Raw genomic sequence first — 14,182 nt, forward strand, 5'->3', positions numbered from 1 at the left:
GCTAATTTTAGTATACTTTTTTTAAAAAAATCCTAAATTTTCTTTACCTATCTTAAACATATTTTTTTTAAGTATTACTTTTGCCCTCAAATATTCTTAATCTTATAATTAATTACCTAATTATAGTATTTTATATTACACTATAGACCAGTATAAGTATAGAAAAATTAAACCTTTTTTAGAACAGGGTTTCTACTTAGCTATTGTTGACCTTTAAGTATAATAACCGTACATTTACTAAAATATTCAGTATTTTCTATTGAAGGGATATTGACCTTGACGATCGCAGGAAGGCACTTATACTCAAGGAAAGAAAAAGTTTTCCTTCCCTGCTAGCTGTGCTGTCTTTAATTTTCTCATGTTGACCGAGAGGGAGAGGGGTGGAAAGGAAGGGTTGCGCGTTTTCTGTGTATTAATGCGTCCCCCAATCTCCGCGTCTCTTCCTTAAAGACGGGCGGTAATCGGTCACTATCGATCGCAACGATATAACTGATAGGGAATACCAATACGGTAATGCTCTTTAGAATCAATATTGCAACTGATTTGAGGGGAAATTGCTACTTGAGTTGGATAATCTACCCGTTTCCGCCCAGGACCAATAATCCATAGATTAAGCTTATTGACGTCTAGTGCGGGAAGTTGAGACAGTTTTTGCCAAACAGAGGAAAAGTCGGGTGATTGCTTGAAAAATGCAAAATAGGATTTAGGGCATTGAGCATCGGGTATTGAGCATTGAGGTGAAGTTCTCATGTTTTGAGTTCTTATCGGTTCAAGTGCTAAAGCAAAGCTCAACCCTAAGGCAATATCTTGATAATTTCTATATGCCATAACAACCATGAGAGAACTAGAAGGATCTTGATTCATATTCTTTGCAACTTGCTCTGGTTGAAAAGGTTTTTGAAAAACGAAGTTGGAAACAACGAAAACACTACAAATAATACCGACAAAAAAACAAATTAAGAGCGGAGAAACAATCATGTATTTTTTTTTACTTCTTATTCTTTGTTCATATTTCTCTTTTTGAGAAAGACTTGCAGCTAGTAAAGCGCACCACCCAGGATAGTAAACAAAACTATACCTTGGAACGTTGGTAATATCTTTTCCCAAGAAATAGGCAATGGCAAAAAATTCTAACAACACGCAACCAGAAAAAGCGAACAGAACTAATGTGCTTGTTTGCACTGATGGTACAGACAACAGTCGTTTAAAACCGAGTAAGAGTTGCCAACTTATCCAAAAGGTGAAAGACACCATGAGCAACCCAGATATCAATACAATTGGGAGGGGCTGATTTTCGACTGGTAAAGCAATGAGCATTAATACCCAGTTGAGGAGAGTTTGAAACAGAGGAGCTATATTTTGAGGAGGTGCTATCCAGTCAGTTTCAGAACGATTGAAATGAGAAAACACGATCGCCAACCAGGGCAAGAAACTCAACACAACTCCACTGGAATAGAGAAAGATAGCCACCCACGTTTGATATTGATTGGCTATTTTTGTCCTTTGCCAATACATTAACAAAAGCAGCGTTACAATTTGGGCGATAAAGGCAAGAGCAAAAAAGTAATGCACGTAAAGACCGATAGCATTCACAATTGCCCACCCAGCCCAAACAAAGAACCGCACTGTTTGATGCTTTTCTATATCTTGTTGAATTTTTACCAGTCCCAGTAAAGCTAAAGTGATGAGAAACATGGGCAAGGTGTAGTGCCGTGCTTCTTGGGAAAGGTAGACAGCAAAGGGAGAAACAGCCATCAATGCAGCTGCGACTAATCCAGCCAACGGAGAGAAAGCGACACGATTGACATAATATATTGCGACAATAGCACCAACACCAAATAAGGCGGATGGCGATCGCAACTTTGCTACCCACTCTTCTCCTAATGGAGCCAGCCAACCCAACCAAGTATACATTCCACAGAAAAAAAGTGGTGGATGAGTGGACTCGGTAGCGACAGTTTTGGTAATTTCAAAACAACTCTGCCCCGGTTGAAAGGCAAACATTGTTGGCAAATTTTGAAGCGGAAAGGCCTTATCTAAAGGAAAATTGCCGTAATTCTTCCCCAAGCTAAAGATAGCAGTGATAACTTCATCCATCCATAGGGGTTTTAAATCCAAATGCCAAAAGCGCAAGAAAGTCCCCAAGAATATTACTGCAATCAAACACAGATAATGTAGGAATTTACGATTTACCATAAATATTAAGGGCTAATAGCTAATGGCTAATTGCTAATTGTTTCTGCTATTAGCCATTAGCTATTAGCAATTAGCCATCTCAAATTCTAGTTAGTAGGACATTCAATTGACAGATACTGTGCCTCAAGATTCTAACTTTATAGAAGTATATGCTGAAATGCCCGTGTCTTCCCTGCGGGATACAGCCATCACGCGTATCCGCAACAGTCTTCGTCCCGGACAGCAACAAATGGCAGACTGGAGATCGGGTCCGTTGGCAATTTCAGCAGTTCCTGGAGCTGGTAAATCAACAGGGATGGCAGCTGCAGCTGCCATTGCAATTGCACGTCAGTACGAACGTTCTGCGGAATTACGCAAAAAATCGCGCAGTCAACTGATTGTTGTTACCTTTACTCGCTCGGCGGCAGCAAACATTAAAGCTAAAATCCGGGAATACTTACGTAAAGATTTATCTTTACCCCAGACAGGCTTTGTTGTGCATACACTCCACGGTCTTGCACTCAACATTGCCACCCGCTACCCCGATTTGTCAGGGTTGCAGTTAGAAAACGTGACTTTAATCACTCCAAACCAAAGTCACCGTTTTATCCGTACTGCTGTAGAACAATGGATTTCCAACCATCCGGGCCAGTATTCTCGCTTAATAGAAGGTACGCAATTTGACGGAGAAGAAACAGAAAGACTGCGGCGTCAATCCGTATTGCGGACAGAAGTGCTACCGGATTTAGCAATGACTGCAATTCATGAAGCAAAAAGTTCCGGTTTGTTGCCAGAAGATTTACACGAGTTAAGCAACAAGACAAAAGATGAGTATGGAATTTTAAGCATTGCTGCTGGGTTATACGACCAATATCAAAATTTGATGCGTTCTCGTGACTTTATTGATTATGATGATATGATTTTAGCCGCCTTGCGGGTTTTAGAAAACGAAAGCGCCCGCAAGATAGAGCAAAATCAAGTTTTTGCAGTTTTTGAAGATGAAGCCCAAGATTCTAGCCCCTTGCAAACGGAACTTTTAACAATTCTTGCAGCTGACCCCAACAATCCCAATCAACCACCAAACCTGATCCGTGTTGGCGATCCCAACCAAGCCATTAACTCTACGTTTACCCCAGCCGATCCGATTTATTTTCGGCAATTCTGTGAGGAGTGCAGCTTGCAAGAACGACTTGCAACGATGGATCGAGCCGGTCGCAGTACCAGAATTATTATTGAAGCTGCTAATTTTGTTCTGCAATGGGTGAACCGTTATTCGTCAGTTGATAATGACAAAGGACAATTGACAGCTGACAAAAGACAATTACCCTTTCGCCATCAAATCATTCACCCAGTTAACCCTGACGATCCTCAAGCAAATGCCAATCCGGAACGCATCGGAAAGGGACTAGAAATTCATACTCCTCGCGACATCCATCATACAGTTGAGTTGTTGTCTGACAGAATTGTCGATCTCTTTTCCCAAGATCCAACGCATGGGAGTGCAGCCATTTTAGTTCGAGAAAACCGTCAGGGACGGTGGTTGGCTGAAGCATTGGCTCCTATCTGCAAACTCTATAAAATTACACTTTATGATGTTGGCGAACAGGAACGCCGTTCTCACGTACCTGTGGAAATTCTAGCCCTGCTGCAATTTTGCGATCGCCCCCATTCTCCAGACTACCTGAAAGCAGCCCTAGAAGTATTTGTCCAAAGGCGACTGATTGAAACACAAGACTTAAATGCTCTTGCAACTTTACCCGAAGAATTTTTGTATCCCGGTCCTTTAGCAGCACCCCAATCAGAAACCGTACAAAAAGCTGCACGGTTGTGCCGCAGTTTACTTCGGGCGCGGTTGGAACTGCCTTTGTATCATCTGATTTCTTTTTTTGCTCTAGCACTGAATTACGACCAAGCAGAACTCGCAACTGCTGACAAATTAGCAGAAAGAATTAACCAACAAATTGCAGGTCATGCTTCCATGGGTATGATGCTAAACGCACTCAGTGAAATCGTTAGTTCCGAACGATTTGAACCTGTGGAAACAGAAGATTCAGAAGCTCGCTACACCCGTCGCGGTCAACTGACAATCATTACCATGCACAAAGCCAAGGGCTTGGATTGGGACTACGTGTTTATACCTTTTCTCCATGAAAATTTAATTCCAGGTAGATTTTGGGTTCCGCCTCAAAGCCAGTTTTTAGGAGATTTTACCCTCTCGGAAGTGGCTCGCGCTCAAATTCGTGCGGCTCTCCACGATGAATCTACTTTACCTGATGTTACCACGGCTTGGGAACAAGCCAAACACCTAAAAACTGCCGAGGAGTACCGCTTGCTCTATGTTGCCATGACACGGGCAAAGCGATTGTTATGGATGTCTGCGTCAAAAAAAGCACCCTTTACTTGGAGTAAACCAGAAAATTTACAAGACCAAGCACCTTGTCCCGTGTTTGCGCCATTGAAACGTCAATTTCGCGATTGCGTTATACCAATGGCAACAATACCTAAGTAAAATCGTCTGAAAAACAAACAGTTTAAAACATTCACTTTTACAATATGAAATCTCTAAATCACTTTTATCGTGTCCTTCAAGTTCCTAAGGGTGCTGTTTTAACGCTCTTGTTAACCAGTTTGCTCTTTTGGGGGAATGTGGGCCATTCTACGGCAAACGCTACCGCACAACAAGTCAGTAGCGATCGCAAAGTCGCCCAGCTCGCTCAAAATACCAACCAGCAATCCAACGTTCTACCGAAACGAATTGCAAACATTATCTTGCGCGATGCTTCCAAGCGTTCTAACATAGCAATACGCAATCTACAGGTAACAAAAGCAACAGCAAAAACGTTTAGCAATCCGTGCATATTTAAGTTTGGTGAGGTTTGCACTAGAGAATTTAAACCCGTTGAGGGTTGGGAAGTTAACGTACAACTCAAGAACGATTCCTGGACTTATCATGTCGATAAATCTGGTTCGCAAGTTGTTTTAGATCCTAAAGTCAGTGCATCTCAACCCACTGCAATGCCAAAAGCGTTAGAAAATCCGATCTTGCGTGATGCTTCACGGCGTTCCAAAATACCAGTTGCTCAATTAAAAATTACCCAAGCCACTCAAAAAACCTTTGGCAATCCCTGTGAATTTAAGTTTGGAGAAATTTGTACAAAGGAATTCAATCCTATCAAAGGCTGGGAAGCAGTTGTAGCGGTTGGTTCCCAATCTTGGACTTACCATATCAATGAATCTGGTTCGGAAGTTGTTTTAGATCCTAAAGTCGCTATTAGTCCTTAATCATCAGTAAGAGAAAATTCCTATACTGCTATTTCCCAATCTTCTAACCGTAATTTAGGAACACGGCTAAACTCACGGGTGTTATGAGTCACTAAAATTAGATGATTGGCGATCGCAACTGCGGCGATTTTGTTGGTCATTAGGTCCAGAAATAGCCTAGTACATGAAGGCAGAAGTACGCCCGCTACTAGGGCAGAAGGCGCAAACGCTTGTTACTAAATCTTTTCTCTCAATTCTAATGGTATATTTAATTTCCGCGCCCATCGTACTAGTTATTTAGGAGCGATCGCCATTCAACTTACAACTGAGTCAAAAAAGCGTCTAATCCTGACGAACTCACCACCTCTCCTAACAAAATACCCCTTCGCCGCACCTGATAAATCCCCTCTCTGAGTTCTTTAAAATCAACAATCAAACCCGCCTTTTTAGCCTCAGATAGTTTTTTCACCTCAATTGGCATCAATCCCCTGACTCGCTTTTTCTCAATTGGTGTTAGTACGTCCCATGCTTGTTGCTTGCAATCTTCATGAACGAGCAAAGCTTCCCTGATTGGCTCCCAACTACTGGCATTCTGAAAAGTTTCAATCAACAACTCAACGGGAGATGGGGAGCCACACTCTGTTTCGGATTCAACGACAGCGCTATACTCCCCGTCATCCTCCACAGGCTCGTCCTTTTCTGGGTCTGGCTCGAATGTCCAAGCGCCCTCTATGTGTTCCTCAAACTCCTTAGTAGCAATATCTGTGTTCGGTTCATCAAGCCAAACATTGCTTGAATTCGTTTCCCAATCCTTTGATGTTTCTCGATCGCAAGTTGGTTCAAAGCTTTCCACCAACATCAACCGTCCTTCTTTGTAAGCTTGTCTCAGCGCTATGGCTTCGGCAACAATGCGCTGTGCTGTCAACCCCTCGTCATCCATCATCTTTTGTAAAGCCGTCCCAGTTCTTTCGTCAGTCTCTTGGATCGGTGGAATTTGGCAGTACCGCCCTCCGTTTTTTGTCCGCCGCCAGATGCTGGGTAATTCTTGCTTTGGTTCCTTGGGTTGTCGCTGCTTAACAATCAAGTCTCGAACAGCAGATTGGTTAATTTCGGTTAAAGTTTGCAGCAGGTCAATGACGCTTTGGTACTTTTTGGGATTGTTTGCCAGTTGGAATATTGTTGCTGGCTCAATTTGAGTTAAGTCTCGATCTGAAAACTGTTTGAATGCTGCAGCTACTTTTAAGTACTTCCGGTCTTCATTCTTCCAACCCCGGCAATTCAGTAACTGTCTGTACTCCCTTTTGGATAACTGCTCCTTCTGTTGGGCAAGCCATAAAGCATGGTTGAGGATGTGTGAAGTAGATTGAGCTAATCCTTCAAAAGAATCGCTACCTGTTTGGAGTGCTGTAGTCGCGCCCTGAGCTTTAACGTATTTTTCAAACTCTTGTTGAGCAATAACTTGTTCGTTTGTTGCAACAGCTTGTAGTTGTGGCATAATAGGTATTAATTGAATTAATTTAAAGATGTAAAAGGCGATCCCACCTTGACTTAGGTCAGAGGGATCGTCTTTTTTACTGTTTATTAGTATATAGCTTATACGCTACGTAAATTTACATTTAAATATAAAATTTTCTTATCAGCTATGGAAAATGGAAAATAAATAGTCAAAACGCAGCCTGACTATAAACTAAGATTTGGAGGAAACTATGTAAAGTAGATAAAAAAGGAAGATTCTCAAAAAATGATTCGTTGGCGGCTTAGGATGCTAATGGCAGAGAAAAAAATCAGCAACAAAGAACTTGCCGAGCTTTCCGGCGTTCATCCCACTTCCATTTCAAAGCTAAAAAACGTGGATGAGATCGAGCAGATTAGCGGTAGGGTTCTCAACAACTTGTGTAATGGCTTAACAAAGGCTTATCGTGGCAGAAGAGAAAACCGAATTATTACTCCTACCGATTTACTTGAATACACCTACGATGGCGATGATTGTTATCCAACCGGATCTGAGGTCAAACCGTTGGGGCAAAAAGCTAGCCCCATACCCAATAGCTAATCCCCACTCTCCTATTCCCTAACCTCTATTCATAGTTTATAATTGGGGATTGTGTCGAATTAACGCCAATCCATGCCCAAACTAAAAACGCGTAAAGCTGCGGCGAAAAGGTTTCGCGCCACTGGTAGTGGTAAAATCATGCGCCGTAAAGCTTTTAAAAATCACCTCTTAGAGCACAAAAGTTCTAATAAAAAGCGCCAACTGTCCAAAATGGCAGTTGTCAACGAGCGCGATGAAGAAAATGTACGCGGAATGCTTCCTTATTTGTAATTAATTGGTGGAATTGAAAAGATGACAAGGGTAAAACGCGGTAACGTTGCTCGCAAACGCCGCAAAAAAATTCTCAAACTTGCTAAAGGTTTTCGCGGTTCTCACTCAACTCTGTTTAGAACGGCCAATCAGCGAGTCATGAAGGCGCTTCGGAATGCCTATCGCGATCGCAAAAAGCGCAAACGCGATTTCCGTCGCCTGTGGATTACTCGCATTAACGCAGCAGCACGGTTGCATGGTTTGAGCTACAGCCAGTTAATGGGCAATCTCAAAAAAGCGGACGTGCAACTCAATCGCAAAATGTTGGCGCAATTAGCAGTTCTCGATCCGGCTAGCTTCAGCAAAGTTGCTGAATTGGCAACTCAAGCAAAAGGATAAAGGGAGCAGGTGATGGGTAACGGATGTAACAGATGGAAGACTATCGATCGGTTATATCCTCTGTTATCTGCTGCCATTTTTGTGCTTCTAGCTTTCTGCTTTGTTTTTGCAGATGCAAGATTGTCCGCATCTGCTGCCCAATTATCAGAGATTCAACGAAGAGGCTACATCAAGATTGCTGTCAAAGATAACTTGCGTCCATTGGCATTTAGAGATGCAAGCGGTCAACTGCAAGGTTTGGAAATTGATTTAGCAAAAGCATTGACAGTAGACTTACTAGGTAAAGAAGATTTGGTTCGCCTGCAGCCCGTAATAAATCAAGATCGTTTGTCAGCAGTCTTGGAAGATAAAGTTGACATTGGCATTGCTAGAGTCACAGCAACGTCTTCACGTGCTCGTTTGGTGAGTTTTAGCGTTCCTTACTACTTTGATGGATCTGTCCTGCTGACAAAAGATAATACGGTGCAGCAGTTAAGCCATCTAACAAAACGGAAAATAGCTGTTCTCGATCGCTCAAGCACAATTGCCGCAGTACGGTACTATTTGCCGAGTGCTGAGTTAGTCGGAGTAGATTCTTATCAAGCAGCAATTGCTCTATTGGAAAAAGATGCAGTTGCTGCTTTTGCTGCAGATGGAAGTGTTCTAAGTGGTTTCGTTCAACAGTACCCACAGTATCGAATCTTACTAACGAAACTGTCTACAGAGCCACTGTCTGTAGTGATGCCCAAAGGTTTGCAGTATGATGAATTGCGAAGACGGGTGAATGTAGCGATCGCTCGCTACATAGATTCTGGTTGGCTCTCTGAACGTCTAAAGTACTGGGGCTTACCAAATCAATTTACTGATTTCAAACAAAATTTCTAAAAGAGATTGAACGCTGGACACCAAACTCAAGAAATTTGATAGCAAACCGAAGCCCCTACCCTATTTTGAACAACTCTTCTCCAAGCCCCTAAAATATCAAGTTTCACTATCACTACTTAAAGAATTCAAGGGTTTTTCGTGAAAAAGACGTAAAGATAGTAGACAGAAGATCTCTAATATCAGTACTTTTACAGAAGCACCAAAAATTCAAAAAGTTCCAGTCAATAGCCTAATAAAGTAAATGGCTAGGGTTAGGATTTTCTATACAAGCAGAAAATGCTTGACAGATTGCCTAAAAGCAGCTACCAAACTACACATTCAGGTACGTACAAGGGTGTTTTCTATCTGGTGCGTAGTAGCTAAAGCAGTATTGCCTCACAAAATGATATGCAAGGCGAAAAAAAGGTAGAGACATTTGGCAATTCCAAGCAACCAGGAACGCTGGTAAGACTTTGGGATTTTTCCAATATATCAATCAACGATCTCTTTAGAGAACGCAAAACGGTATTTGAGCCTCGAAAGCATTTAGACGCGGCTATTCAATGGCTCAAACGTGCTCAAGATTGCAGCCCCGATGACGGAATTAGTTGGGGTTACTCCCTTAAAGGAGGATGGAGGCTTTCTTACCGCGAAACTACGGGATACATTGCTGACACATTTTTTGATTTGGCTTATGAAATTCAAGATGATGACGCTTGGAATCGAGCTGTCAGTGCATGCAAATGGTTAGTCAGAATACAGAACGATGATGGTTCAATTTCTGACCCTCGCTACGGTTCAAAAGGTATTGTCTTTGATACAGGTCAAGTCCTGCAAGGTCTGCTTCGAGCTTATGAAGAGACGCAAGATTTGTATTTTTTACAAGCAGCTGAAGCTGCTGGTAATTGGCTTGTGAAAGTAGCTGATGAAACAGGACGATGGACTCAAAACACTCATTTGAATGTTCCTCACGTCTATAACACTCGTGTTGCTTGGCCTTTGTTAAAACTACACGTTATAAGTCCCCACCCAGATAGAGAGAGAGTTGCTAGAGCTAACTTGGATTGGGCTGTTAGCCAGCAACAAGCTGGTTGGTTTGACCAATGTGCTTTTCAACCAGGTGTTCCTCCTTTCACTCACAACATCGCATACGCCAATCGCGGTCTTTTAGAAGCAGGTTATTTGCTTAACGAGCCAAAGTATATAGACGCTGCGATCGCAGGAGCCAGAGCAGTGTTAAAGCACGTTCGTGCGAATGGATTTATTCCCGGACAAATAGACCTTCAGGGAAAGCCTCACGGAAATTACTGCTGCTTAACCGGTAACTGTCAAATGGCAATTATTTGGCTCAAGCTTTTCCAACAAACAGGACAACAAGAATACTATCAAGCAGCATTCAACAGTTTGCAATACGTCATGTCCTGCCAAGATATTCAAACCTCCAACCCAAACATTCGAGGGGGGATTAAAGGTTCCGAGCCAATTTGGGGGACATACACTCGCTTATCCTATCCAAACTGGGCAGCGAAGTTTTTCGTAGATGCATTGCTTTTATTAATTACCCTCAAGCAATAAAGGACAGATGTGAGGATACAGTCATGGAAACCATGAAATTTTTCAATAGCAACCCTAAGAGCTTGCCGATTAAGCATTTCCAAGAAGAGGATCGGGCCAAACAAAGAGTGCAAATTTTAAATAGCAGTTTTGACCCCGTGACAATCCAAGAAACAGTTAACTGGGCAATTCGTTTCATCCAAGAGGAAAAAAGAGGATATATTTGCACCGTTAATGTAGCCATCCTCATGATGATGGAAAACAATAAACGATTGGCAAAAATTATTAATAAGGCTGTTTTAATTGTGGCAGACGGTCAGCCAATTATCTGGACTTCACGATGGCTGTCTGCGCCCTTACCAAGTCGTGTTGCAGGAATTGACTTGATTTATGAACTCGCAGCCGTGGCGGAACAACGACAACTGGGTATTTACTTGCTAGGAGGAACAACAGATGTGATTGCAGACGCCGCCGCAAAACTACAGTCCAAGCATCCACGACTCAAAATTAGTTTTGATAACGGTTACTTCAGTTCACAACAGGCTGCCGGTCGGGCTGAAGCTATTCGTCAAAGTGGCGCGAGCATTCTTTTTGTAGGTATGGGAGTCCCCCGACAAGAATACTTTCTTGAAGAGCATTGGGAAAATTTGGGCGTAAACCTAGCGATTGGGGTAGGTGGTAGCTTTGATGTCATTGCAGGTAGAAAAAAACGTGCTCCTCTGTGGGTGCAGGAAGTGGGGCTCGAATGGCTTTACCGCCTGCTTCAAGAACCCAGAAGATTGTGGAGACGCTATTTATTTACCAATTTACAGTTTATCTACACCCTCCTACAGGCTTTTATCCATAAAAGCCAGAAGAAGCAAGCTGCCTAAAAACAGCAGAAATACTCAAAAGCTTATAACTTTTATGGGAGACATGGGTTGATTGAATAACTGCTGGTAAAATACTCTTCTTTGAAAAGATTCCCTATGACTCGGTAAACTTGACAAGTCATGTCTGGTGATTCGATCTGCGGCATAGAAGCTACAATTGTTATCTGAGCCATTAGTCATGTTTTAAGAAAAGGTTTGTATTTTTGGCAATGGATAACAATCTAGCAATTATTTATCTCTCCGTTTTAGTAGGTCTGCTGGCATTTACAGTTGTCATCATTTTTCGCCAAATCTTTAAAACTCGCAAGCGTGAAGGTTCTCTCTCTCGCCTGCGAAAGAAGCTAGCCCAAGAAAAGGGTACGGCTCAGGAATATTACGAATTAGCAAGTATCTATTCGGAAAAAAAGGTCTTTTCTCAGGCGATCGCCTTGTTTCAAAAAGCACTCAAAGCTGCTGAGGAAGAAGGCGAAGAAAATATTGCTTATATTTACAACGGGTTAGGTTATGCCTACTTTGCCCAAGAACAGTATGACTTAGCGATTCGGCAGTACAAGGAAGCCCTGAGAGTTAAACCTGACTATGTGACAGCGTTTAACAATTTAGGTCATTCATACGAACGTAAAAAATTAAACTCCCAAGCACTGGAAGCTTACGAAAACGCACTAAAAATTAATCCCAACAATGCGACAGCAAAACGCCGTGCTGATTCTTTGCGCCGTTTGGTAGCTGCATAGGAAGATCTGGGGTTGGGAGTTAGGAATTTTTCGTTACGGAGGCTGAGCCTGGAAATGCAGAGTGTGAGGCTCCGCCTCCAGAAAAAACAATTAAGAAATTTCCCCAAACATTACAATTTATTTCACTTAAACAACCTTTTGTTGTTTAAGTTAGAAGCTGAATTACAGTCAGGAACGAAGTTTGAGCGATCGCAAATCCCCAAAACCCTTGTACTTCCCACTTCATCAACAAGGTCAAATTTTGAGAGAATCAAAAGCACTTTCAAAAAGCAACAAACGGATAAAATGGGGCATTGGGCACGATCTTTTTGTCTCCCTTGTCTCCTCTTCCCTAACTCCAAAGGAGAACATCACTCATGAAATTGGCTTACTGGATGTATGCAGGTCCCGCTCACATAGGCACTTTGCGAATCGCCAGTTCCTTCAAAAACGTTCATGCCATTATGCACGCTCCACTGGGCGATGATTACTTCAACGTCATGCGCTCCATGCTCGAACGGGAGAGGAATTTTACCCCGGTGACAGCCAGTATCGTAGACCGTAACGTTTTGGCACGCGGTTCACAAGAAAAAGTGGTGGACAACATCACCCGTAAAGATGCAGAAGAACACCCAGACTTGATCGTGTTGACTCCTACCTGTACTTCTAGCATTTTACAAGAAGATTTACAAAACTTTGTAGAGCGGGCAACGCTGGAAACAAAATCTGACGTGTTGCTAGCAGATGTCAATCACTATCGGGTTAACGAAATCCAGGCTGCCGATCGCACCCTACACCAAATCGTTCAATTCTATATTGAGAAAGCTCGCAAGAAGGGCGAACTCCCACAAGGGAAAACGGAAAAACCCTCTGTCAACATTATTGGTATTTCTACTCTTGGTTTCCACAACCAACATGACTCCACCGAACTGAAGCGGCTGATGGCTGACTTGGGAATTGAGGTGAATGTTGTGATACCAGATGGAGCTTCCGTTCACGAGTTGAAAAATTTGCCTCGCGCCTGGTTTAACCTCGTAGTGTACCGGGAACTAGGTATTCTGGCAGCTCGTTACCTAGAAGAAGAATTTGGGATGCCCTATGTAGATATCACGCCTATGGGGGTTGTAGAAACGGCTCGTTGCATCCGCAAGATTCAACAGGTGATTAACGCTCAAGGTGCCGGTGTTGATTACGAAGAGTATATCAACAACCAAACCCTGTATGTGTCTCAAGCAGCATGGTTCTCTCGTTCTATTGACTGTCAGAACTTAACTGGGAAAAAGGCTGTGGTATTCGGTGACAATACTCATGCAGCAGCCATAACCAAGATTTTGGCACGGGAAATGGGCATTCATGTCGTTTGGGCTGGAACATACTGCAAGTACGATGCTGATTGGTTCCGCGAACAAGTTAGCGAGTACTGTGATGAAGTGATTATTACAGATGACCATACAGAGATAGGAAATGCGATCGCTCGTGTTGAACCCTCTGCAATTTTCGGTACTCAAATGGAGCGCCACGTTGGTAAGCGATTGGATATTCCCTGCGGTGTTATTGCTGCACCCATCCACATCCAGAACTTCCCCATTGGCTACAAACCCTTTGTAGGTTACGAGGGGACAAATCAAATTGCAGATTTGGTATACAATTCCTTCACTTTAGGAATGGAAGACCACTTGTTAGAAATCTTTGGTGGACACGATACCAAAGAAGTTATTACAAAGGGTATTTCTGCTGATTCTGACTTAGCTTGGACTAAGGAAGCTCAGGCAGAATTAAACAAAGTCCCTGGTTTTGTACGCGGGAAAGTGAAGCGCAATACAGAAAAATTTGCTCGCGAACGCAATTTCAATCAAATTACTGTGGAAGTTATGTACGCTGCTAAGGAAGCTGTTGGGGCATAAGTTCCAGTCTCGTTCCCAGGCTTTACCTGGGAATTCCATTAATGTTTTTATTTGCTAGAGAAAGGCAGAGGGTAGCTACTCTCTAAGCGTTCAAGCTATTGTTTCGGTGAACTATGCGGTTTTTACTGAGTTGTATTTTTTTTATAGATACGAATATTA

Annotated in this window: 12 protein-coding genes; 10 read left to right on the forward strand and 2 right to left on the reverse strand. The window is 42.5% G+C overall.

The annotated features are described in order from the left end of the window. Positions 1-468: 468 nt before the first annotated feature. Positions 469-2,196 carry a glycosyltransferase family 39 protein gene (locus tag HC643_RS38835; protein WP_038077168.1) on the reverse strand — a complete coding sequence of 576 codons (1,728 nt, stop codon included), beginning with the start codon at positions 2,194-2,196 and terminating at the stop codon, positions 469-471. A gap of 157 nt (positions 2,197-2,353) precedes the next feature. Here HC643_RS38835 and HC643_RS38840 point away from each other — a divergent pair, with 157 nt between their 5' ends. Next, positions 2,354-4,684 carry an ATP-dependent helicase gene (locus HC643_RS38840; RefSeq protein WP_137986486.1) on the forward strand — a complete coding sequence of 777 codons (2,331 nt, stop codon included), beginning with the start codon at positions 2,354-2,356 and terminating at the stop codon, positions 4,682-4,684. A gap of 44 nt (positions 4,685-4,728) precedes the next feature. Next, positions 4,729-5,457 carry a hypothetical protein gene (locus HC643_RS38845; protein ID WP_038077167.1) on the forward strand — a complete coding sequence of 243 codons (729 nt, stop codon included), beginning with the start codon at positions 4,729-4,731 and terminating at the stop codon, positions 5,455-5,457. 298 nt (positions 5,458-5,755) lie between these two features. Here the strand turns inward: HC643_RS38845 and HC643_RS42470 are convergent, their stop codons facing one another. Continuing rightward, entirely contained in the window at positions 5,756-6,931 is a 1,176-nt protein-coding gene (locus HC643_RS42470; RefSeq protein ID WP_063779533.1) for a hypothetical protein, read from the reverse strand. Between the two features lie 267 nt (positions 6,932-7,198). On the opposite strand from HC643_RS42470, the gene HC643_RS38860 reads away from it, so the two are divergent. The 8 genes from HC643_RS38860 (at position 7,199) to bchB (ending at position 14,023) form a co-directional block, all read left to right on the forward strand. Continuing rightward, complete coding sequence (locus tag HC643_RS38860; RefSeq protein WP_063779534.1) at positions 7,199-7,489, forward strand: helix-turn-helix domain-containing protein; 291 nt, start codon at positions 7,199-7,201, stop codon at positions 7,487-7,489. 72 nt (positions 7,490-7,561) lie between these two features. Then, on the forward strand, positions 7,562-7,759 hold the full coding sequence (gene rpmI / locus HC643_RS38865; RefSeq protein WP_038077166.1) for a 50S ribosomal protein L35: 198 nt from the start codon (positions 7,562-7,564) through the stop codon (positions 7,757-7,759). Between the two features lie 21 nt (positions 7,760-7,780). Continuing rightward, the gene (gene rplT / locus HC643_RS38870; protein ID WP_038077164.1) at positions 7,781-8,137 is read left to right on the forward strand and encodes a 50S ribosomal protein L20; all 357 of its coding nucleotides are present in this window, start codon (positions 7,781-7,783) and stop codon (positions 8,135-8,137) included. A 12-nt stretch (positions 8,138-8,149) separates the two neighbouring features. Next, positions 8,150-9,001, forward strand: coding sequence for a transporter substrate-binding domain-containing protein (locus tag HC643_RS38875; protein WP_038077163.1), 852 nt, complete (start codon positions 8,150-8,152; stop codon positions 8,999-9,001). Between the two features lie 387 nt (positions 9,002-9,388). Further along, positions 9,389-10,555, forward strand: coding sequence for a prenyltransferase/squalene oxidase repeat-containing protein (locus HC643_RS38880; RefSeq protein ID WP_038077161.1), 1,167 nt, complete (start codon positions 9,389-9,391; stop codon positions 10,553-10,555). Positions 10,556-10,578: 23 nt separating this feature from the next. Further along, on the forward strand, positions 10,579-11,406 hold the full coding sequence (locus HC643_RS38885) for a WecB/TagA/CpsF family glycosyltransferase (RefSeq protein ID WP_237266100.1): 828 nt from the start codon (positions 10,579-10,581) through the stop codon (positions 11,404-11,406). A 209-nt stretch (positions 11,407-11,615) separates the two neighbouring features. Then, positions 11,616-12,140: a tetratricopeptide repeat protein gene (locus HC643_RS38890; RefSeq protein ID WP_038077158.1), complete on the forward strand. Its 525-nt coding sequence runs from the start codon at positions 11,616-11,618 to the stop codon at positions 12,138-12,140. A gap of 356 nt (positions 12,141-12,496) precedes the next feature. After that, positions 12,497-14,023, forward strand: coding sequence for a ferredoxin:protochlorophyllide reductase (ATP-dependent) subunit B (gene bchB / locus HC643_RS38895; protein ID WP_038077156.1), 1,527 nt, complete (start codon positions 12,497-12,499; stop codon positions 14,021-14,023). Positions 14,024-14,182 lie beyond the last annotated feature (159 nt).

It is taken from the genome of Tolypothrix bouteillei VB521301 (genome assembly GCF_000760695.4).
Classification (GTDB): Bacteria; Cyanobacteriota; Cyanobacteriia; order Cyanobacteriales; family Nostocaceae; genus Scytonema; species Scytonema bouteillei_A.

Excerpts from the sequence above, each read along its gene's own strand:
- HC643_RS38875 (WP_038077163.1), top strand. The coding sequence starts at position 8,150 with ATGGGTAACGGATGTAACAGATGGAAGACTATCGATCGGTTATATCCT.
- HC643_RS38835 (WP_038077168.1), bottom strand. The coding sequence starts at position 2,196 with ATGGTAAATCGTAAATTCCTACATTATCTGTGTTTGATTGCAGTAATA.
- bchB (WP_038077156.1), top strand. The coding sequence starts at position 12,497 with ATGAAATTGGCTTACTGGATGTATGCAGGTCCCGCTCACATAGGCACT.
- HC643_RS38890 (WP_038077158.1), top strand. The coding sequence starts at position 11,616 with ATGGATAACAATCTAGCAATTATTTATCTCTCCGTTTTAGTAGGTCTG.
- HC643_RS38840 (WP_137986486.1), top strand. The coding sequence starts at position 2,354 with ATGCCCGTGTCTTCCCTGCGGGATACAGCCATCACGCGTATCCGCAAC.
- HC643_RS42470 (WP_063779533.1), bottom strand. The coding sequence starts at position 6,931 with ATGCCACAACTACAAGCTGTTGCAACAAACGAACAAGTTATTGCTCAA.
- HC643_RS38880 (WP_038077161.1), top strand. The coding sequence starts at position 9,389 with ATGCAAGGCGAAAAAAAGGTAGAGACATTTGGCAATTCCAAGCAACCA.
- HC643_RS38860 (WP_063779534.1), top strand. The coding sequence starts at position 7,199 with ATGCTAATGGCAGAGAAAAAAATCAGCAACAAAGAACTTGCCGAGCTT.
- HC643_RS38885 (WP_237266100.1), top strand. The coding sequence starts at position 10,579 with ATGGAAACCATGAAATTTTTCAATAGCAACCCTAAGAGCTTGCCGATT.
- rplT (WP_038077164.1), top strand. The coding sequence starts at position 7,781 with ATGACAAGGGTAAAACGCGGTAACGTTGCTCGCAAACGCCGCAAAAAA.
- HC643_RS38845 (WP_038077167.1), top strand. The coding sequence starts at position 4,729 with ATGAAATCTCTAAATCACTTTTATCGTGTCCTTCAAGTTCCTAAGGGT.
- rpmI (WP_038077166.1), top strand. The coding sequence starts at position 7,562 with ATGCCCAAACTAAAAACGCGTAAAGCTGCGGCGAAAAGGTTTCGCGCC.